Origin of the sequence: Pedobacter sp. BG31 (genome assembly GCF_042464845.1) — a bacterium.
Lineage (GTDB): Bacteria > Bacteroidota > Bacteroidia > Sphingobacteriales > Sphingobacteriaceae > Pedobacter > Pedobacter suwonensis.
Genome location: NZ_JBHNZK010000001.1, coordinates 449,681 through 471,272, shown reverse-complemented (window position 1 = coordinate 471,272; position 21,592 = coordinate 449,681). Strand labels below are relative to the sequence as shown.

The window sequence follows — 21,592 nt, the reverse complement described above, 5'->3', positions numbered from 1 at the left end:
GTTAAACTATTTTACCCGCTCCATGTATTCGCCTGTTTTGGTATCAATCTTCACCTTTTCTCCCTGATTGATAAATAGAGGAACCCTGATTTCAGCGCCGGTTTCTAAAGTGGCATATTTTAGCGCACTGGTGGAGGTGTCACCTTTAACGGCAGGTTCAGAATAGGTGATTTCCAGTTCTACACTATTAGGCAGTTGGGCAACAATCGGCTCATCACTTTCAAAAGCAATGGTAACATTCATGCCTTCTTTTAAGAATTTAATCGAGCTGCCAAAAAGTAATTTGGGGATGTTGTACTGCTCATAAGTGTTATTATCCATCACCACCAGGTAATCGCCATCCTCATAGAGGTATTGATAATCGCTGGTTTCTACCCGGCAAATGGTCACTTCTTCATCTGTACGGAAGCGGTATTCTACAATTTTACCGGTTTTTACATTGCGCATACGCGCCTGATAAAAAGCCCTTAAATTCCCTGGAGTACGGTGGATGTACTCTTCTACACTTACCAACTCTCCGCTAAAACGAAGTACATTTCCGCTTTTTACTTCTGATGCCTTTGCCATTTTGTAATCGTGAATATTGTTTTGTTAAGAATTAAAAATCAAAGTTAAAAAATGCAGACAGATTTGAAAAGCAAAACCTTCATTAATCGTAACCAAAAAGGCATACTTTCGTTTTAATCTTCTTCCAGTTTCTAAGTTGTAAAACGGGGATGGCATGAATCCAAAGTATTTTATTGCGATCTGGTTTATAAAAGGTGAGCCGTGTGATGGAAAAAAGTCCTTATAAAAGAAATGCCTTTGGGAACCACTCCAAAGGCATAATCAACCTAAACCTCAAACTAAACTATGAAAAATTCTTTGCCTTTAGGGGCTATATAATTGATTCCAAAAATGGAAAAATATAATCTTTACTTAGAGAGATAAATTAAATAATTGTTTCTCTTTTTGGTGGTGCAAAGGTAAGTATAATCTATGAATTTCAAAATATTTTTTCGAAAAAATATTTATAATACAAATGTATGACAAATCAGACTTTGCTATAATCGCTATATTGTATATTAACCTACTTGTAATCAGCTATTTGTATATGCTTAGAGCAGAAATCGTATTCTTGTATCTGATTTGAACCGATTATGGTAAGCCGCTCTTTACCAAAATTTTCAATGAGTTCGCGGTACCAACTTATACCCTGAACGTCTAAATTACTTGTTGGCTCATCTAAAAATAAAATGGGTGTATCTGCACAACAGGCCAAAGCCAGTTTGGTTCTTTGCTTCATTCCCGAAGAAAAATACTTGATTTGTTTATTTGCTGCTCTCTCTAATCCTAAAATACTGATCAGCTTTTTTGCGTCTAAATCAGTAGCAAAATCTTTAAACTTAAAATGAAAATCAATGATCTCTTTTAGCGTAAAAGTTTCAACCAGTTCCAGATAGGGGGCAGCAAGGCTGGTGTATTTATAAATATTTTCGACAGGAATCTCGGTCTTATCTATAAAAAAGGAAATTTTGCCCTCAGAAGGGGATAAGCTTCCGTTTAAAACGCTAAGCAGTGTTGATTTACCAGAACCATTAGGTCCAAGTATTGCATAACTGTTTCCTGAGGTAAATTCTGCGCTTAAATTTCTGAAAATCCACTCTTTGTTAAACCTTCTGCCAACATTTTGTAAAGTAATATTCATTTGTACCAAGCGTTTAGGGTTTAGCGATGAGCGGTTTATTCAAGCAAACGCTATTATCAATGCCGATATATTGTTGATAATTGTCCGTGATGCGATAACCTGCCTTTTGATAAAGTGCAATGGCTTCTGGCTGTTTTTTGCCTGTTTCTAAAACGCATAAGGAAAAACCGAACTCAATAGCCCAGTTTTCTAATCCGCTTAAAACTTTAGCAGCTAGGCTTTGCTTCTTATAATCTGGGCGTACAAACATCCTTTTTACTTCGGCTGCTGTGGCGGTGAAAGGTTTTATCACACCGCATGCAACCGGCAGCCTCCTCTGATAGGCGATAACAAGCTCCTTAATGCTCTCAATCTGATTAAATTGTGCATAAAAGGCATGATCATCACCATCTCGAATAACCAGATCCAGATCTAATAAAGCAGCTAACATCCTAAAATCCACATGTTCTGAATCTGTCCGGATCATCTTAAATCACTCGTGAACATTTATTTGAATTTGGTTAAGGTAATGGGGTTTGCCATCCACCTTAAAGCCTTCAGCCTTCTATTTTATTAGCTTCCCATGCCAAAGCCCTTCATTACCCCACGGTTAGAATTGCGGATAAAATCTACGATTTCATCACGTATTTCAGTAGGTTTAAATTCGGCTTCGATCATGTCTAAAGCTTTCGTTACGTTATTGTGCTTTACAAAAAGTACACGGTAGATTTCCTGAATTTCATCAATCTGCTCGTTCGTAAACCCTCTTCTACGCAACCCCACAGAGTTGATGCCGGCATAAGAAAGTGGCTCGCGAGCTGCTTTGACATATGGTGGCACGTCTTTACGTACCAGTGAACCGCCGGTTACAAAAGCATAAGAACCAACTTTAACAAATTGATGTATGGCAACCAAACCAGCTAAAACCACATTGTTTCCAATGGTGATGTGGCCCGCCAAGGTGGTACTATTGGAAAATATGCAGTTATTTCCAACCTCACAATCGTGTGCGATGTGCGAATAGGCCTGGATTAAACAGTTGCTGCCTATAGTGGTTTTCCATTTATCTTTTGTGCCACGGTTAACGGTAACACACTCCCGTATCGTGGTATTATCGCCAATTTCTGCGGTGGTAATTTCGCCGGCAAATTTTAAGTCCTGCGGCTCTCCTGAAATAACCGCACCAGGAAAGATTCTGCAGTTTTTACCGATCCGGGCGCCATCCATAATGGTTACATTTGATCCGATCCAGGTTCCCTCGCCAATTACAACGTCTTTATGTATCACTACAAAAGGTTCAATTACCACGTTTTCTGCGATTTTTGCCTGAGGGTGTATATATGCTAAAGGTTGTATCATTATTGAGCGGGTTCTGCTTGTTTAACTTTTGAAATTTGAGCCATCATTTCGGCTTCTACCACGATTTTTTCACCTACCATACCCACACCTTTCATCTGGGCAATGCCTCTTCTGATGGGTTCAAGTAAATCGCAGCGGAAAACTATGGTATCGCCCGGAAGTACCTGTGCCCTAAAGCGCACATTATCTATTTTCAGGAAATAGGTAAGGTAATTCTCAGGGTCTGGTACAGTACAAAGTACAAGAATTCCGCCAACCTGTGCCATAGCTTCTATTTGCAGTACACCCGGAAATACCGGAGCACCTGGAAAATGACCTTTGAAAAACTCTTCGTTCATGGTTACGTTTTTAACCCCAACCACGTGGTTTTTAGAAAGTTCTAATATTTTATCAACGAAGAGAAATGGCTGGCGGTGTGGCAAAATTTCCATGATCTTCACTACATCGAACAATGGTTTTGCACTCGGATCGTATACCTTCTGTACTTTTTTGTTTTTCTCTTTTTTAATCGCTGCTTTAATCTTTTTGGCAAAAGCAACGTTTGCGGCGTGGCCTGGACGGGCGGCCATGATATGGCCTTTTAAATGCATGCCAACCAGGGCCAAATCGCCGATCATATCCAAAAGTTTATGTCGTGCCGGCTCATTCTGGTAACGCAGTTCCATGTTGTTCAAAATCCCTTGTGGGGCAACATCGATATCTTTACGGTTAAATAATTTAGCCAGGTGACTTAGTTCATCCTTGGTAACTTCTTTATCTACAATCACAATGGCGTTATTTAAATCGCCGCCTTTAATTAAATTGTGCGATAGCTGGTATTCCAGTTCATGTAGAAAGCAGAAAGTACGGCATGAAGCAATTTCTTTCTTAAACTCTGCAATGGTGTTAATACCAGCGTGCTGGCTGCCCAAAACAGGAGAGTTATAGTCAATCATGCAGGTAAAACGGTAATCGTCTAACGGCATGGCCACAATTTCTACTTTTCTATCTTCCTCTGTATAGGTAATATTATGTGGAATGGTAAAGTACTCGCGATCTGCATTTTGCTCAACTGTACCCACCTCTTCCAGTAAATCAATAAACTGGATAGAACTCCCGTCCATAATCGGTGTTTCCGGACCATCTAATTTAATCAGTATGTTATCAAGATCCATACCCACCAGCGATGCCATAACATGCTCTACGGTGCTTACGCTAGCACCATTTTGGGTTATCGTAGTACCTCGCGAGGTATCCGTAACATTATCTGCATCAGCGTCGATAATAGGCTGGCCTTCTAAATCAATACGCTGAAATTTGAAGCCATGATTTTCGGGGGCGGGGCAAAATGTTAAAGTAACATTAGCACCAGTGTGTAAACCAACACCAGATGCTGATATTTCCTGTTTAATCGTTTTTTGTCTAACGTTCATTGTGTATTGTATTCTTTTCCAGTTCGGCGGTGAGCTTTTTCAACTCCTCTTCGAGCTTATTTATTCTTTTTTCCACATCGGGAAGATGTTTGAAAATGACTGAAGCCCGCATCCAGTTACGGAGTGGTTGCGCCGGACTACCATGCCATTGTTTGTTTTCTTCTGTAATATTAAAATTTATGCCGGCCTGTGCACCAATTTGCGTTCCCTTAGCTAACGTTAAATGTCCTGCTATACCTACCTGTCCGCCAATAACGCTATTTGGGCCAATTTTTGTGCTTCCGGATATGCCAGACTGTGCCGCTAAAACGGTATTTTCGCCAATTTCCACATTGTGGGCAATCTGGATCAGGTTATCGATTTTCGCACCTTTTTTCACAATTGTAGATCCCATTGTTGCGCGATCTACAGTGGTATTTGCGCCAATTTCCACGTCATCTTCAATAATAACGTTTCCGATTTGCGGAATTTTATTATAGGTGCCGTCTTTTTGTGGTGCAAAACCAAAGCCATCACTTCCGATAACGGTATTGGCATGGATAACCACACTGCTGCCGATTATAGAATTGTGGTATATTTTTACACCAGGAAAAAAGGTGCTGTTTTTGCCAATTTTTGAATTAGCACCAATAAAGGTTTGTGCATTTATTTTACAACCATCAGCAATCTCTACATTCTCGGCAACGTAAGCAAATGCATCAATAAATACGTTATTGCCGATTTTCGCGGTAGGATGAACGAATGCCAGTTGATCAATCCCGGATTTTATGGTTTGTGCATTGATCGCTTCATTATATTTATCCAGTAAAATCGTAAACGCACTATACGGATTTTCAACACGGATTAGTGTGCTGGTATAAGACTGGGTAGGCGCAAAATCTTTAGATACGATAACAACTGAAGCCTTCGTAGAATACAAAAAGTTTTCATACTTAGGGTTAGAAAGAAAAGATAGGGAGCCTTCCTTCCCGTCTTCTATTTTAGAAAGTTCGGTAACGGCTACATCGGGGTTACCATCAATGGAACCGTTTAGAAACTGACTTATCTGCGTGGCAGTAAATTGCATCGTACAAAGGTATATGTTAAATTGATATGAACAAAAAAACCTGCATGGGTTAAACGGTGTATTATTTGCACAATAATAAGAGTTAAAACGGCACCAAAAGTCAAATATTTTGTTAAAAAAACTTAAATACCTCTTGGGTAACAGAGGATATATTTCTCTACAGTTTTTTGTAGCGACTCTAAATTGGACAAATCAGAAGCCTTGGCAATATCAACAATGTCGTTATTTTTCATTAAAATCTTAATATTTCCGAGGCCTGCGTGATAGGCACGGTTTTGGATAGAATCGGTAAAAACAAAATAACGGGCCTCTTCTCGTTTAATTCCCAGTAAATTAATTGCTGCATCCTGCAAAAAGTTTACGCGATCTGTATCGGCCCTCTCGTTACCCATTTCAACTTTATAGAGGTTCCGGGTAGTAAGCATTTTACATAACGTAGACAAAATTTTATCATCATGTTTGGTCCAAACCTTTACTGCGGCATAAATATCCTGATCATCAAGGTTGGTAAAATGCTCAAGATTTTCATGCTGTTCAAAAAAATTAGCCTCGTTGATATCGTTTTTTAAAAAATAATTTAAGGATGGTGAAGCAAACAAATTCTCGCCGGCAGCAGCTAACTCCTTAGCACGTTCCAGTAATTTTACCAGGATCATCTCGCCCGATATTACTGTTTTGTGCAGATAAACCTGCCAATACATCAGCCTGCGGGCGATTAGAAATTTTTCTATAGAATAGATGCCTTTTTCTTCAATCACCAGATTATCATCGTAGACATTAAACATTTTAATGATCCGATCGAAACTGATTACGCCTTCACTCACGCCCGTAAAAAAGCTGTCGCGGTTTAAATAATCCATTCTGTCAAGATCTAACTGCCCGGAAATCAATTGATGGAGAAATTTTTTAGGGTAAGTACCATTAAAAATTTCAATGGCATGGGTTAAACGTCCGTCGAAATGTGTATTCAGGTCCTGCATCAGTTTGGCTGATATATCTTCATGCCTGATTCCGGTTACCAAAGAATGTTCAAGTGCATGCGAGAAAGGGCCATGGCCGATATCGTGTAATAAAATGGCCAAAATGGCGGCTTCCTCTTCGCCATCGGTTATGGTGTGTCCTTTACTTTTTAAAAGGTTGATGGCCAAACTCATTAAGTGCATGGCGCCTAAGGCATGGTGAAAACGCGTGTGTAAAGCCCCTGGATAAACCAAATGGGTCATCCCGAGCTGTTTAATGTAGCGTAAACGCTGGAAATAGGGATGGGAGATGACGTCGTAAACGAATTCGGACGGGATACTGATGAACCCGTAAACAGGATCATTTATTATTTTCTTCTTGTTCAATCGTTAAAAATAGTTAAATAGGTAGATACGGTACAAAAATTGCTATTTTTATTTATAGTTTGAATGACCTGCCGTAATTAAACGGCAATACTGTTCTATTTTTACAAAAACATGCAAGAAACTAAAATATTATGGGCCGATGATGAAATCGACCTGTTAAAACCACATATATTATTATTAAATGATAAGGGTTACCACGTAACTACTTTTACCAATGGAAATGATGCTTTAGAGGCATTTGGAAAATCCCATTTTGACCTGGTTTTTCTGGATGAGAATATGCCTGGAATGAGTGGTATCGAAACCTTATCGGCCATTAAGAATTTAAACCCGGATGTTCCGGTAGTGCTGATCACAAAAAGTGAAGAAGAAAACCTGATGGAAGATGCGATAGGCAGCAAAATTGATGATTATCTGATTAAACCTGTAAATCCTAAGCAGGTTTTGCTGACGATTAAAAAGTTGATCGACAACAAACGTTTGGTGAGTGAAAAAACCTCTATGGCTTATCAACAGGATTTCCGCCGTTTGGGAATGACATTAGGCGACAGGCTTAATTATGAAGAGTGGATTGATGTTTACAAAAAAATCGTTTTTTGGGAGCTCGAGTTGGAAAAACTGGACGATCCGCAGATGCATGAAATTTTGACCATGCAAAAACAGGAGGCCAATACACAGTTTACAAAATTTATTGAGGAAAATTACCTGGATTGGATAAAGAACAGGGATAAAGCGCCTTTACTTTCGAACGAATTATTAAAGAAAAAGGCCTTTCCGCTTATTAATGATAACACACCGGTATTTTTTATCCTGATAGATAATTTGAGATATGATCAATGGAAAATTATCAATCCATTAATATCAGAATATTTTAGGATAGATGAGGAAGATATGTATACAAGCATTTTGCCAACGGCAACACAATATGCCCGTAATGCAATTTTCTCTGGTTTGATGCCTTTGGATATGGAAAAACGTTTTCCTCAGCTTTGGCAAAACGATGATGATGAAGGAGGGAAGAACATGCATGAAGAAGCTTTCCTGGCGGATAATATAAAGCGTAACTTAAGAAAGGACTGTAAATTCAGTTATCATAAAATCCTGACTTTTGAGCAGGGGAAAGACCTGGTTGAGCAAACAAATAATTTATTGCATAACGATTTTAATGCCATTGTGTTCAATTTTGTTGATATGTTGAGCCACGCGCGTACCGATATGCAGATGATACGGGAGCTGGCCAATGATGATGCGGCGTACCGTTCATTAACCTTATCGTGGTTTGAGCATTCTCCGCTTTGGGATTTATTGAAGAAAATTTCGCAGAAAAAAGTTAAGGTAATCATCACTACCGACCACGGGACCATACGAGTTAAAAAACCGGTTAAAGTAATCGGTGATAGAAGCACAAACACCAATTTGAGGTATAAGCAGGGAAGAAACCTTAATTTTAATGCAAAAGAAGTGTTTTTGATCAAAAACCCTCACGATGCGTTGTTGCCGAAGATCAACATCAGCAGCAGTTATATTTTTGCGAGAGAAGATAGTTATTTCGTTTATCCGAACAATTACAACCAGTTTGTAAATTATTATAACGAAACTTTCCAGCATGGCGGTATTTCGCTTGAGGAAATGATCATTCCGATAGTCACGTATTCGCCGAGGTAGTTTGAGAGATTTGAGATGTTAGATTTGAGACATAAGATCGGTCATTTTTCAAAGAATGTCCTCTTGAATTTGTTTCAGGATTTGTTCGTTTGAATAGTAAGGCCAAAGCAATCATTGCAAGAAGAAATATGCCTATATTTTGTTAAACTGAAGCATTATTCTTAATTTTAATTAGATTTTAGACATATGAATATTTCGATAACTCAACTATATGCTCTTTTAAGCGAAAAACTTGATAAGGATACTGCAGAGCAGTTAACCAGTTATATTGAGGCGAAAGTTGATAAAGCCATAATTGATAAAACCAGCCATTTGGCTTCTAAAGAAGATTTGGCGAATGCTAAAACTGATATGATTAAATGGTTTGTTGGCTTGTTTATAGCGTTGGCTTTAATGATTATCGGCCTCTACTTTAAAGGTTAATTGTAAATTGCTCTGATGATGACTTATTCATCTACCTAAAGTTATAAGTTACATATTTAGTCGGTTGTCATCTTGAGACTGTCTCATTCAATAGAATCGTCATCCTGAACTTGTTTCAGGATCTGTTTCATTCAAATTTAATAGTAAGGCAAAAGCAATGCAATTATGTATTACTTTTGCCTTTATTTTACAAAATGGATATCGAAGTAAATAGTTTAGCCGATTTACCTGCTGTTGCTCAGCAACTTTCAGATTTTGCAGGCAGTGAGAAAGTCTTCATATTTGAAGGCGATATGGGCGCTGGAAAAACAACTTTCATCAAAACTTTTTGTGCAGCTTTAGGCATAGCCGATGTAGTTTCGAGTCCAACTTACTCTATCGTTAATGAATATGATAGCCCTAACGGACCGGTATTCCATTTCGATTTTTACCGGATAAAAGATATCCGTGAAGCCTACGATTTGGGGTATGAGGAGTATTTTTATGGTGGCGGTATTTGTTTAATTGAGTGGCCGGAGCGGGTAGAAGAATTATTGCCCGAAAATCTTATTAAGGTTGTGATCAATGTGCTGGATGAAAACCGCAGGCTATTCCGCTTTTCGAAGGTATAACAATTCGTTATCAATAAATTAACAGATTTTGCGTACCTTGAACAACCTAAAACTATCATAATTTTAATTCAACATGGCTACAGGATTACGCGAAGGAATGGCCGATATAGCTCGTCAGGGTTTATTACAAACGCAAGAAGCAACGTTAGAAACCAGAAATAAAAAAAACAATCTATACATAGGAATACCCAAAGAAATTTCTTTTCAGGAAAATAGAATTGCATTAACACCTTTATCTGTGGCCTTGCTGGTAAATAACGGGCATCAGGTTGTTTTAGAAAGCGGAGCAGGCATTGCCGCTAATTTTTCTGATACGGAATATGCAGAGCAGGGCGCAAAAATTGCCTATAACAAAAAGGAAGTTTTTGATGCTGATATCCTGGTGAAGATTGCACCCCCAATGCTGGAAGAGATCGAAATGATGCATAAGGGGCAAACGCTTATCTCCTCCTTGCAGACCGGAACGCTTAAGCAAGATTACCTGAAAGCCTTGATGCATAAAAAAATTAATGCGTTATGTTTTGAGAATCTTCGCGACGAGGGCAATACACTGAGTGTAGTGCGCGCGATGAGCGAAATTGTAGGTTCGACCTCTATTTTAATTGCCGCAGAATATCTGAGTAATGTAACCGGAGGAAAGGGCTTGATGTTGGGTGGCTTCACAGGGGTTCCTCCAACAGAAATTGTGATTTTAGGCGCCGGAACGGTGGGTGAATATGCTGCCAGAACTGCCTTGTCATTGGGTGCAGAAGTAAAAGTTTTTGACAGTTCTATTTACCGCTTACGCCGTTTGCAAAATAATCTGGGCAGCAGGGTATTTACCTCGGTTATGCAGCCTATCGTCTTAAATAAGGCTATCACAACCTGCGATGTGGTAATTGGAGCCATTAGGGCAACTCATGGGCGTAGTCCGTGTATAGTGATGGAAGAAACGGTTGCCCGGATGAAACCACATTCGGTGGTGATTGATGTTAGTATTGACCAGGGTGGTTGTTTCGAAACTTCTGAAGTAACCAACCATGCCAACCCGGTTTTCAGAAAGTATGATGTAATTCACTATTGTGTGCCTAATATAGCCTCGCGCGTTCCAAGAACGGCGTCTTATGCGCTGACCAATATCTTTGCACCGATTTTATTGGATATCGGCGAACTGGGAGGTCTGATGAATATGGTTTGGAATAACCCGGGAATCCGCGAAGCACTTTACATTTATCAAGGTAACTGCACCAACAAGGATCTGGCTGATATGTTTAATTTGCCATTTAAGGATCTTGAATTATTGGTGGTTTCGAATCAATAAAAAGTTGGATATAAAATGTATGATGTAAGACGGATGTATCCTGAAGCCACAGTCAAACATCTTGATGTTAAAGCATGAAAATCAAACTCTTTACATTATTTCTTTTCCTCTCAGTTAGCGTTTGCGCGCAAAATAAACCGTCCACCACAAACAAGCTTGTAGTGGTCAGTTCCTATAATCAGTACCTGGCATCCATAAAAACAGACCCGAATAACGAATTGGTTGAAATTAACAAAGCCATTCCCAATATCAAACTGGATATCCGCTACGCCACTAAAAATAATTTTATGCGGCAGATCATGTATAAGCAGGCGAGGGCTTTTGCGCGAAAGCCAGTGGTAGAATCTTTAAAAAAGATCCAAAGGGAGTTAAATAAAAATGGTTACGGCTTAAAAATATTTGATGGCTACCGTCCGTATGCCATTACCGTTGAGTTTTATAAAAAAGCAAGTGATAAAAATTTTGTAGCCAATCCGGCAAAGGGATCGAAACACAATAGGGGCTGTGCAGTAGATTTGACGTTGATTAATTTAAAGACGGGCAAAGAACTACCGATGCCAACACCTTACGATAGTTTTTCGGCTGCTGCTGCAGCCAAGTACGAGAATGTAACTCCGGAAGCAAAGAAAAACCGTGATTTTCTTATCGCCATCATGGCTAAATACCGCATGAATGTGCTGGAAAATGAATGGTGGCATTATGATTTCTCGGAATGGAGAAACTATGATTTAATGGATATTCCATTCGGGAAACTGTAATGTCGGTGGTGTAAGATGTTACCATCTTACACTAAATTACTTGATATTTAATTTTCAACTGTCTGGTGGTAACACCTGACAACACAATACCTGAATTAAAAACTACAAATGGTGTGGCCTGCCGTATTGGTCCATTTTTACCCGCGCTTTATCTCCTTTAACCGATAATTCAAAAATATAGTCATAATCATCGTCTGTTAATTCTTCTTTAGGTTTTTTACCGCCAAAGGCTTCAATAATCTCCAGCACGGTATTAGAGTGGCCGGCAATAATCACGTTTTTGCCAACATAATTGGTTTTAATGCTATCCACAAGCGATTTGATGTCTTTATAATCAACCACTTTCGGAATCATCAGTGAATCTAATGTTTGGTGTGTTCTTTTCGTGGGAGTGGCAAAAGCAACATCAAACTTCACCTTTTTAAGGTATATAGCTAAATCTCCCGCCCGGATTCTTCCTTCATCAGAGAGGCTTGGGTTATTATCCTGTGGATTGGATTTGTCTTTCTCGGCGTGCCTGACAACCCAAACCGTAGTCGTTTGCGCAGAAACGATATTAATGAATAGCAGTGTTAAGGCCAGTAATACGAAAAGTTTTTTCATACCATAAATATTGAAAAATTAATTGGATCAGGAAAGGCTAAAAATTTATGGCTGCCACCAGTTTTCCGATATCTTCTTTCTCATGCCAGGAAGAAAGCACTATGCGATCTAAAGGAGCATCGCAAGGGTTTGGATAAGGAAAAGATGAAATTAAGATCTGCTTTTGCAGGAGGCGTTCGGAGAAATTAATAGTCCTGGGCAAATACACCGGAAAGCCGGATGCGTGTTTCCAGGTATGGTTTAATGCTGTTTCAAACATCTGCATATTGTTTTTAAGTTTGTTTAATGCCTTGCTGTATATTTCACTTGCGTGAACAAATGCATAAAGTCCGGCCTGACCAGGCGGCGAAGCGCCTATAAATGTATTTGAATGTTTAAGTTGATCAATTATTTTATTGGAAGCTAAAACAATGCCCGCATCTATCCCCAACGCTTTGGCCATTGAGGCAACTACTACATTTTCGATGTTGCCTTGTTTGGGAAGATTTACAATAGTGCCCATACCGTCGTTGTTTACACCAATTCCGTGCGAATCGTCAACAATTAGCATGATGTTTCTATCATTACGGATTTCTTTAACAAAGTCGAAATCGTAAATTTCGGGCATCAGGTTGTTCATCGAATTGCTGATCAAAACCCAACTTTTTTCTTCAGATGCATTTATTTTGTCGATGGTTTCCTGTTTCCATACTTCAAAAGGCATTAAATTTCTGGGTTGATTTTCTGCTAACCAAAGTGCAGGGTGTGTGGATGGGGCATAAATTACCTTTCCGAGTTTCGATAAAGCCTTAATGGTAAGCTGCGCTGCTAAATATCCGCTTGAAGTAATCAAAGCGGCTTCAGCTCCAAAGCGTGCCGCAGCTACTTTCTCCGCCTTGTTGTAAATACCCAATTGAATGTTGTTGGTGCGACTTGTTCCGTTATTTAAACCAAATTTTTTAATCCCTTCAATATATAAGTCGATGAAATCCTGATTCTGTGGAATGCCCAGATAAGCCGTTCCGCCAAAGTATAAATAGGAGGTATTTCCGATGTTGATGGTGTTTGAAAAAGGTTGTTTTATCGATTTAAAGTCAAGCATCATATCAATTGTAGTTTCTGCCAAGCTCGTCATTTGCAGCACGGATAATGGACTGATCACCATTGTCATCATGGTAGAACTCCCAGAACATGATTCCATTTGCAATATCTTTGGCAAGTTTAGCTTTTTTTCTGGTGGTTATCGTTCCATTAAAATAAAATTGAATGCCATCAATTAAAGCATTATCTAAACTTATATCAGCACCAGCGGCTACAAAATCACGATAGGCCTTAGCTGAATTATTGGCATTTTTACCATAAGCAGGGATGCCTAAAACGGCTTTTTCCCTTGGCATACCACGCGTATTTAACCAATAATTTAAACTGGCAACAGCCATATTATAGGATGCATGTTGAATAGGCTCATTTTTATCCCAGCCAATTCCGTCATAAACCATAATATTAAAGAAATCTACAACAGGGAAAACCTCAGATTTTAATCCGTCACGAATACTGCCGGCGTATACGCCGGGGGTTATGGCTGCGCTTAAAAATTTATGATATTTATGAAGTGAATCTGAAAGTTCTTTCATTAGCAGCACATAATTGTCTGCCGACCCATCGCTGGTACTAGGATACTCCCAGTCCATATCTATGCCATCCAGGTTATTTGTTTTGGAAAAAGTGAGCACATTTTTTACAAACAAATTTCTGGTAGCTGCAGATGCAGCCATGGTTACAAAAATACTTTTTGTGCCAGAAATCGAAATGCCTGTTTTCACACCATTTGACTTTGCTTTTTGGATTACGGCTGTAAATCGGCCAGGTTGTGCTAATGCCGCTAAACTTCCGTCCGGATTGGGATTCAGAAAGGCATAAAAGAGGTGTGTAATCATTTTAAATTTCGAATCCGCAATACCAGCCGGATCCCGGTAACTTGGGAAATAACTTATAACCTTAAAGTTATTGTCTGGTACGTATGGCGTGCCAGGAAGAGGTGGTTCAAAAGGCGCTGTTATGGAATCATTCTTTTTGCAGGATGATACGATAAGCAGTACACAAATGCTAGTTAGCAGGTATATTTTTTTCATAGGTTAGGTGTTTTGATGTTGCGTATGCTTAAAAATGATCGTGTATATAGGTCATGATTCTCACCATTTCCGCACGTACCTCGGCAGTTGGTTTTACAAAGTTGTTGTTCATGAAAGAAAAAATATAGGTTTTTCCCTTTTTGGTGAGTACATATCCGCTTTGGTTATGAACACCCCCGAGTGAACCCGTTTTACCAAAAACAAAAGGTTCATTGGTTTTAGGATAAGCACTCTTTAAAGTGCCGCTTTTACCTCCTGCAGGAAATAGATCAAAAAGCTTTTCGTGATTATTTACCAGCCTGTAAATGGAATCAAGAAGGTATACATTGTCTCGGGGTGTAAATAAATTTTGGCGGGACAATCCAGATCCGTCAACCCATTTTACTTGATCAGGCAGAAAAGAAAGGTAATTTTTTGTAATGTATTCAATGGCTTTCGCGGTACTTAATGTATCGCCAATCTGGTTGGCACAAACCAATAAAAGGTGTTCTGCAATAAAATTATCGCTGGGTAACATCATGTACTTTAGAACCGAATCCCGCTTAGCACCAGGCAAGGTTTTAGCATCCTTAGGTATTTTTTGCTTTACGATGCCAATGGGTTTGTGTAAGGTATCTGCCAGGATCTCAACGGTTAATTGCGTTGTCGTTTTATAGGGGTTTTGTTGATTATAACCAGGCTTTACCCCAACTGCAGGGTAGTGAAAGCGGTTGCTTAAGAAGTCTCTTCTAACCTGAAAGTTGCCTGTTTTCTGGGTAGAATCTATTTCAAAACAAGGGACAAAAACCTTTGGTTTAATATTAATCTTATTGGGTGAGGCATAGGTAGAAGTAACCATGTTGTCCATGATGGGCATTTCCGTAATTTCCGGCTGGTAATAATAGTCGTAATCATCCCAGGCCCAGCCTTCGCCAAAGAAATTACCGGAATATCGACCGGGAGAAAAGAATAGCTTTTTATCTGATGCCAGGAGAAAATTGTATGCGGATTTGTCTTTTATTGCAAATTGTAAAAAAGCAGGGTCTCCGGTTCCCCAAAAAATCAACGAATCATTCTGCTCGGTATATTTTAAAGCCGGCATTAAATCGGGCAACATTTTTAGGCTTGCAAAAAAAGTATACAGTTTGGTGTTGGATGCAGGGGTAAAATACCGGTCTGCATCTTTCTGAAAAACCATTTTTTTATCTGTTGGATTATAAAGTGCGAAGCCAACCTGATATTGTTTTATCACCTGCGAATTTTTAAATTCTCTGGCTACTTTTTTAGAAATGATCTTATCGGTTGAGCATCCTGTTGACAAACAAAGCAATAGAATAAGGGCAATAAAAATAAAATTATAATTTTTTAAAGGAAACATATGCTAAATTTAGGATACATAAAGATTAACTAATTTATTAAATTTAGTTTAATGTTAGCCAAATATAACCCTGGTGTAATAATCTGTTTACGTAAACTGACCATTTGCACGCTGCTTGTATTGCTCACATTTTCCGGGCATGGCCAGGAGTTCCTCTTTAATAGAAAAAGGCAAAAACAGTCAATTTCTTTTAAGTGCATTAAGAACCTGATGGTTATTCCGGTGTTTGTAAACGGAAACGGGCCCTACGATTTTGTGCTTGATACTGGCGTTGGTCCCATGATTATTACCGATCCATCTATTATCGATTCGTTGAATTTTGGTAAACTCCGTAAAATTAAAGTTCTTGGCCTTGGTATTGAAAGCGTGGATGCTTATGTTTCTCAAAGTCTTAATGTTAAAGTAGGTAGCGCCAGCATCAAGTATATACCAGCGGCGGTGTTAAAAGAAGATTTGTTTAACCTGTCAGGACATTTAGGACTGAAAATTTATGGCTTGCTGGGGTATAGCTTTTTTAACAGTTTTATTGTTGATATCAGATACAGTGAAAACAGGCTGATCATTTACGATCGGGACACCAGGATTAAATACCGTGGAAAAAAAATCCCGATCGAAATTGAGAACCAGAAGCCTTACATATTTGCTACAATTGATTTGCCTAATGGTAAAACGGTTGAGGCGAGGTTTTTGATAGATACCGGGGCCAGCCACGCTTTATCGCTTGAAATGCTGAATGGAACAGGATTCCCTCAGCCTGAGAAGAAAATCAAAGCTAATTTAGGAATGAGTTTAAGCGGGCTGATTAAGGGATATGTTGGCCGTGTAAAGAGATTCAATATTGGAGGATATGTTTTCAAAGACGTCGTTTCGGGATTTCCTGATTTTGCGAGCATTGCAGATAAAATTGATCTATCGAAACGGAATGGCAATTTAGGCGCCGATTTACTTCGGAAATTTAACATTCAGTTTAATTATCAGGATGGTTTTATTTATGTTAAACCCAATGGATTCAGAAAAGTGCCGTTCGAACATGATATGGTGGGTATGGTGTTATATCTCGACCAGAAGACATATAAAAGAGTATTGATTGGCGAAATAGACGAAAATAGCCCGGCAGAAAAGGCTGGTTTACGGCCTAACGATGAAATTATCGGCGTAAACTTTAAAAGCATGGATGCCTATTCTTTAAATGATCTTACTGAAATGTTTAAATCGAAAGCAGACAGAGCCATTATTCTCGAAATTTTCAGGGATAATCAGACCTATTTTAAAGTAGTTAAACTCGAAAAGCGGATTTGATGAGCGTAATTTTACAGTTACAAATGGTTTGTCGTGTAACAAGGCTTTAACTTTAACCTCTTATTGCCAAGCAAACTAACTTTATATACACATGAATAAAAATCTTAAGGTATTTGCCCTTGCAGGTATCGTAGCACTTGGCATAGCCGGAACCAGTCCGGTATATGCCCAGAAAAAATCCAAAACAACTAAAGGAAGCACTCCAACAACCCCAACGGCAGCTCCGGCGGCAGCACAAAAAAAAGAAGGCATTAAGCCATTTGCTGAAGTAATTACTGCAAAGGCGAGAACAACAAACGGTTTATTTAAAACACATAAAGTTGATGATAAATGGTATTTTGAGATACCAGATTCAATGATTAACCGCGAAATGCTCGTAGTTACCCGTTTGGCAAAAGCGCCTGCAGGAGTAAAAGTGGGTAACCAGCAATATGGTGGGGAAGAATTAAACGAGCAGGTATGGAAATGGGAGCGTAGAGGTAAACAGGTTTACATTCGGGTACCTAGCTATTCAACCAAAGCTGATCAGAACAGTGATATGTACGAATCAGTGCAAAACTCTAATCTTGCGCAGATTTTAGCAAGCTTTGAAATTAAAGCCTATAACAAAGACACAACAGGCGTTGTGATTGATGTTACCGATTTTTATAACGGTGATATTATGGCCATTGGTGCTACGGATCAAATCCGCAAAGCATACAAAGTTACGATGTATGATGGATCGCGTTCTTATATTGATACGATAAAAACTTTTCCTATTAATGTGGAAGTAAAAACAGCTAAAACTTACCGTGCTGCGGAATCTCCTACTGATAGCAGTAATGGAGCTGTTACTTTCGAGTTTAATACATCGATGTTATTATTGCCGAAAACGCCTGTGAAAGCCAGGATAATGGATAGCAGGGTTGGTTATTTTGGTCAATCTCAAATCGATTACGGAAGCAATGCACAAAAAGCAGAACGTACAGCCTACATTCACCGCTGGAATTTAGTTCCAAAGGATACAAATGCCTATAAACGGGGCGAATTGGTAGAACCGGTAAAACCGATCATCATTTATATCGACCCTGCAACGCCAAAAAAATGGGTGCCGTTTTTGATCCAGGGAATTAACGATTGGCAGGTAGCGTTCGAAGCTGCTGGTTTCAAAAATGCCATTATCGGTAAAGAAGCGCCAACACCGCAACAAGACCCTCAGTTTAGTGTAGAAGACTCCAGGTACTCGGTAGTCCGTTATTTTGCCTCAGATATTGCAAATGCTTATGGTCCGCACATTAGCGATCCCCGTACCGGACAAATTTTAGAAACGCATATTGGTTGGTACCATAACGTAATGAACCTGTTGCGTAACTGGTATTTTGTACAAACAGCAGCCATTAATCCTGAAGTGCGTAAAGCACAATTTACCGATGCACAGATGGGCGAGCTGATCCGTTTTGTATCATCACACGAAATTGGCCATACTTTAGGCTTGCCACATAATTTTGGCTCAAGTTATGCTTATCCTGTTGATTCCTTACGTTCAAAAACATTTACCGATAAGCATGGTACCGCGCCATCAATCATGGATTATGCACGTTTTAACTACATCGCTCAGCCTGGTGATGGTGTAACCAAACTTCACCCTCAAATAGGGGAATACGATAAATGGTCTATAAAATGGGGTTATTCCTGGATTCCCGGCAGCAAAACCGCAGAGCAGGAAAAGGAAGTTTTAGACCAGTGGACATTGAAAAATGCAGGTAATCCTTTATATTTCTACGGCCGCCAGGGCACCTCATTAGATCCACGTTTGCAAAGCGAGGATTTGGGCGACAACGCCATGAAAGCCAGTACTTATGGCATTGCCAATCTAAAACGCATTCTTCCAAATGTTGAAAAGTGGACCTACCAAAAAGGAAAAGATTACAGCGATTTAAAAGAAATATATACCGAAATTGTTGGCCAGTTTAACCGTTACATGGGGCATGTAGCAACCAATGTTGGTGGCTTAAGCGAAAACTTTAAAACTTACGACCAAAAAGGACCGGTTTATGCCTATTTACCTAAGTCAAAACAAAAAGAAGCTATTGCTTTTTTTAACCAGCAGTTATTTAATACACCGCTTTGGTTAATCAGCAATGATCAGTTAAGTAAATTTGATAATGGTGTGTTGTTAAACCGCATTAAAGGCGTTCAAACAAATACTTTAGGTAATTTACTATCAGCATCCCGTATTGCCCGTTTGTTAGATAATGAGACTAAAAATGGCAAAGCTAAAGCATATACCTTGCCTGAATTATTTACAGACCTAAGGTCATCCGTTTTTGTAGCTGGAAGAGCAGATGCATTTAAACGTAATTTACAACGTGCCTACGTAGACCGTTTGCAGGATCTGATGACTAAAGAGAATGAACTTCCGGTTGGCTTCCCTGTAGATTATGCTGCAAGTTATGGTTTAACGCCAATCAATGTTGGCTTGTCTGATATCAGGCCATTGGTTCGTGCGGAGTTGAAAACCCTATTGGCCACCACAAAGGCCAGGGCTGCTGCCGGTGATGCCATTACCAAAGCACATTATGAAGATTTAAATATCAGAATTAAAGATATTTTAGATCCGAAGAAATAAATAAGTGCATGGTTGAATGTAGCCATGCATTCAATGATTATTTTGCGTTAGCTAAACCTCGCAGGTTGCAAAAACCTGCGAGGTTTTTTAATGACAAGTTTTTAATTTTATCCTAAAACAAGGTTATGTTTAAAAAGATATTTTTTTCCGTTGCATTATTTACTTTAAGTTTCCCATCCTTTGGCCAAAATGCCGATTCCATTACCGTTGTTAAAACCAAATGGCATAAAAGCAGAATCGCCCGGCAGGTGGTTTTATTCAGGCATCACTTTGATCATAAAAATCTTTTCGCGGCAAACCAGAATATTTCATTTTTAGAAATTAAAAATACAGGTCGCAGGGCCGTTTTTGCTATCGGGGCAGAAGAAAGAGAGTTGCTTACTACCAGCAATTTTGGGTTAAGGGATAAGGCAATAGCAGCTATAAACGGCAATTTTTTCGATGTAAAAAACGGAGGTGCTGTAGATTTTGTCCGTGTTAACGGAAAAACCATCAACATAAACCACTTAGATAAGAATGGTAATAGGGCCAGGCATCAGGAAGCAGCAGTTGTAATTGAAAATGGAAAAATTTCGATTAAAAAGTGGGATAGGACAACAGATTGGGAAACAAAACTGACCGCCAAGGATATGATGTTGAACGGACCTTTACTAACTTTAAACGATATTGATGAAACCCTGGATACGACCAGTTTCAGTCGTTTGCGTCATCCGCGTAGCTGTCTTGGGATAAAGCCAAACGGGCGGGTGGTTTTGTTGACCGTTGATGGAAGAAATGATAATGCTGCAGGCATGAATTTGTTCGAACTAACCAAACTGATGCGTTGGCTAGGCTGTACAAGTGCCCTAAATTTTGATGGTGGTGGTTCAACTACCTTGTGGGTTAATGGAATGCCTGATCATGGAGTGATTAATTATCCAACCGATAATAAAAAATGGGATCATGAAGGGCAACGTAAGGTTGCCAATGTCATCCTGGTGAAAAAACAGGGCAATAGATAACGTTGCCTTTCTGATAATGCTGTTCGCCTCTGGTTAAAAAAACCTATTTTAGCTCAATATTTTCGTCGACATGTTTAAAAATACCATATACCTTATCTTTTTTGTACTGATGCTTTCTGCCTGTAATTATGGCGCTAAAACCAGCAATCCAACCTTAAGGGATTTTACTTTCGAACCTGTAAAGGGCATTCGTTATGTTGAAGTAAAGCGGCGTTTTAAAGATGGATATTCTTTCAATCGGGAAGGTTTTATGCAAAAGCCATCATGGATTATTGAAGTGGTAAAAGAAGATACTATGGCTGCATGGAGCCCACAGAAAAAAAGGATGCAGAATTTTTACCTGCAGTACGACCACGCCAATGTATATAATTTCGCAGCAGAATTTTTTAAAGTGAAGCACATCAGTAAAGACAGTTTGGTTTTTCAAAGAATACAGGTAGACGGAAAGGTGATTGCCACGGATGTCCGTTCTGATGTAAACATGACTTTTTACGCTCGGGACTATATAAAAAATAAATTAAAAACGAAAGCCGAAGAACTGCAAAACCCGACCAAAGCCGACACCGCTTTTATAGAGAAACGTTCGGCCGAAGTTAATGCCAGTAGTGACAGGGCTTTTGCCGCTACAAATCCGGTTCAGTTTATCCCTAAAAGCAAAATTGCAAGGGTTGAAAAAATAAGTACGGTAGACCGGACGAATAACAGAACCGAGGCTTACGATTACATGTTTCCACAATATATTATCAGGATAGATCGCGCTTATAAGGATTTTGCTTACCAGGTTTCGGCTATTGTTGATTTTCAGGGAGGCATACATGTAAAAACGGTTTATAACGTGCTTCCTGAAAATGCTGAAGCTAAAAAAAAGGTAGCGCAGGGAATAGCCGATATCTATGTCAGAAATCTTTTTAATGTTGCTCCGGGAACAACATTGGAGATTCCGCATAATAGCGAAATTACTTTGACCATGATTGGGAAAGCAAAATAAAAGGCCTTAGTAATCTGTT

General features: G+C 39.2%; 20 protein-coding genes. 9 read left to right on the top strand and 11 right to left on the bottom strand.

What is annotated here, in order from left to right; all coding sequences use genetic code 11:
- Window positions 1-6: 6 nt before the first annotated feature.
- The 7 genes from efp to ACFE6N_RS02055 all read right to left on the bottom strand — a co-directional run bounded on the left by efp (window position 7) and on the right by ACFE6N_RS02055 (window position 6,849).
- Window positions 7-567, bottom strand: coding sequence for an elongation factor P (efp, locus tag ACFE6N_RS02085; protein WP_378933333.1), 561 nt, complete (start codon window positions 565-567; stop codon window positions 7-9).
- Window positions 568-1,069: 502 nt separating this feature from the next.
- The gene (locus tag ACFE6N_RS02080; protein WP_378933330.1) at window positions 1,070-1,687 is read right to left on the bottom strand and encodes an ATP-binding cassette domain-containing protein; all 618 of its coding nucleotides are present in this window, start codon (window positions 1,685-1,687) and stop codon (window positions 1,070-1,072) included.
- 13 nt (window positions 1,688-1,700) lie between these two features.
- Entirely contained in the window at window positions 1,701-2,117 is a 417-nt protein-coding gene (locus ACFE6N_RS02075) for a GNAT family N-acetyltransferase (protein WP_378933327.1), read from the bottom strand.
- A 122-nt stretch (window positions 2,118-2,239) separates the two neighbouring features.
- Window positions 2,240-3,025 (bottom strand): acyl-ACP--UDP-N-acetylglucosamine O-acyltransferase, encoded by a 786-nt coding sequence (gene lpxA / locus ACFE6N_RS02070; RefSeq protein ID WP_090983430.1) that lies wholly within the window; start codon window positions 3,023-3,025, stop codon window positions 2,240-2,242.
- Entirely contained in the window at window positions 3,025-4,437 is a 1,413-nt protein-coding gene (locus tag ACFE6N_RS02065) for a bifunctional UDP-3-O-[3-hydroxymyristoyl] N-acetylglucosamine deacetylase/3-hydroxyacyl-ACP dehydratase (protein WP_090983432.1), read from the bottom strand. The genes lpxA and ACFE6N_RS02065 overlap by 1 nt, the downstream gene beginning before the upstream one ends.
- Window positions 4,427-5,503: a UDP-3-O-(3-hydroxymyristoyl)glucosamine N-acyltransferase gene (lpxD, locus tag ACFE6N_RS02060; RefSeq protein ID WP_378933323.1), complete on the bottom strand. Its 1,077-nt coding sequence runs from the start codon at window positions 5,501-5,503 to the stop codon at window positions 4,427-4,429. The genes ACFE6N_RS02065 and lpxD overlap by 11 nt, the downstream gene beginning before the upstream one ends.
- Before the next feature lie 122 nt (window positions 5,504-5,625).
- Window positions 5,626-6,849: an HD domain-containing protein gene (locus tag ACFE6N_RS02055; protein ID WP_378933321.1), complete on the bottom strand. Its 1,224-nt coding sequence runs from the start codon at window positions 6,847-6,849 to the stop codon at window positions 5,626-5,628.
- A gap of 111 nt (window positions 6,850-6,960) precedes the next feature.
- On the opposite strand from ACFE6N_RS02055, the gene ACFE6N_RS02050 reads away from it, so the two are divergent.
- From ACFE6N_RS02050 to ACFE6N_RS02030, 5 genes are all read left to right on the top strand, one after another.
- Window positions 6,961-8,514, top strand: a complete 1,554-nt coding sequence (locus ACFE6N_RS02050) for a PglZ domain-containing protein (protein WP_090983439.1) — start codon at window positions 6,961-6,963, stop codon at window positions 8,512-8,514.
- 186 nt (window positions 8,515-8,700) lie between these two features.
- Window positions 8,701-8,937: a hypothetical protein gene (locus ACFE6N_RS02045; RefSeq protein WP_378933318.1), complete on the top strand. Its 237-nt coding sequence runs from the start codon at window positions 8,701-8,703 to the stop codon at window positions 8,935-8,937.
- 194 nt (window positions 8,938-9,131) lie between these two features.
- Window positions 9,132-9,548, top strand: coding sequence for a tRNA (adenosine(37)-N6)-threonylcarbamoyltransferase complex ATPase subunit type 1 TsaE (gene tsaE, locus ACFE6N_RS02040; RefSeq protein ID WP_090983441.1), 417 nt, complete (start codon window positions 9,132-9,134; stop codon window positions 9,546-9,548).
- 73 nt (window positions 9,549-9,621) lie between these two features.
- Window positions 9,622-10,848 (top strand): alanine dehydrogenase, encoded by a 1,227-nt coding sequence (locus ACFE6N_RS02035; protein ID WP_378933316.1) that lies wholly within the window; start codon window positions 9,622-9,624, stop codon window positions 10,846-10,848.
- Window positions 10,849-10,922: 74 nt separating this feature from the next.
- Window positions 10,923-11,606 (top strand): M15 family metallopeptidase, encoded by a 684-nt coding sequence (locus tag ACFE6N_RS02030; protein WP_378933314.1) that lies wholly within the window; start codon window positions 10,923-10,925, stop codon window positions 11,604-11,606.
- Window positions 11,607-11,708: 102 nt separating this feature from the next.
- Here the strand turns inward: ACFE6N_RS02030 and ACFE6N_RS02025 are convergent, their stop codons facing one another.
- From ACFE6N_RS02025 to ACFE6N_RS02010, 4 genes are read right to left on the bottom strand one after another with little or no spacing between them, the layout of a single operon-like run.
- Entirely contained in the window at window positions 11,709-12,209 is a 501-nt protein-coding gene (locus tag ACFE6N_RS02025; RefSeq protein WP_378933311.1) for a histidine phosphatase family protein, read from the bottom strand.
- Window positions 12,210-12,246: 37 nt separating this feature from the next.
- Window positions 12,247-13,389: an aminotransferase class I/II-fold pyridoxal phosphate-dependent enzyme gene (locus ACFE6N_RS02020; RefSeq protein ID WP_378933308.1), complete on the bottom strand. Its 1,143-nt coding sequence runs from the start codon at window positions 13,387-13,389 to the stop codon at window positions 12,247-12,249.
- Entirely contained in the window at window positions 13,295-14,320 is a 1,026-nt protein-coding gene (locus tag ACFE6N_RS02015; RefSeq protein WP_378933305.1) for a glycosyl hydrolase family 18 protein, read from the bottom strand. Before ACFE6N_RS02015 ends, ACFE6N_RS02020 begins: the two co-directional genes overlap by 95 nt.
- Window positions 14,321-14,348: 28 nt before the next feature.
- Entirely contained in the window at window positions 14,349-15,677 is a 1,329-nt protein-coding gene (locus tag ACFE6N_RS02010) for a D-alanyl-D-alanine carboxypeptidase/D-alanyl-D-alanine-endopeptidase (protein WP_378933302.1), read from the bottom strand.
- A 51-nt stretch (window positions 15,678-15,728) separates the two neighbouring features.
- Between ACFE6N_RS02010 and ACFE6N_RS02005 the strand changes: the two genes are divergently transcribed.
- From ACFE6N_RS02005 to ACFE6N_RS01990, 4 genes are all read left to right on the top strand, one after another.
- The gene (locus ACFE6N_RS02005) at window positions 15,729-16,976 is read left to right on the top strand and encodes an aspartyl protease family protein (RefSeq protein ID WP_378933299.1); all 1,248 of its coding nucleotides are present in this window, start codon (window positions 15,729-15,731) and stop codon (window positions 16,974-16,976) included.
- Between the two features lie 91 nt (window positions 16,977-17,067).
- Window positions 17,068-19,584 (top strand): zinc-dependent metalloprotease, encoded by a 2,517-nt coding sequence (locus ACFE6N_RS02000; RefSeq protein WP_378933297.1) that lies wholly within the window; start codon window positions 17,068-17,070, stop codon window positions 19,582-19,584.
- A 125-nt stretch (window positions 19,585-19,709) separates the two neighbouring features.
- Window positions 19,710-20,585: a phosphodiester glycosidase family protein gene (locus ACFE6N_RS01995; RefSeq protein WP_378933294.1), complete on the top strand. Its 876-nt coding sequence runs from the start codon at window positions 19,710-19,712 to the stop codon at window positions 20,583-20,585.
- A 70-nt stretch (window positions 20,586-20,655) separates the two neighbouring features.
- On the top strand, window positions 20,656-21,573 hold the full coding sequence (locus ACFE6N_RS01990) for a hypothetical protein (RefSeq protein WP_378933291.1): 918 nt from the start codon (window positions 20,656-20,658) through the stop codon (window positions 21,571-21,573).
- Window positions 21,574-21,592 lie beyond the last annotated feature (19 nt).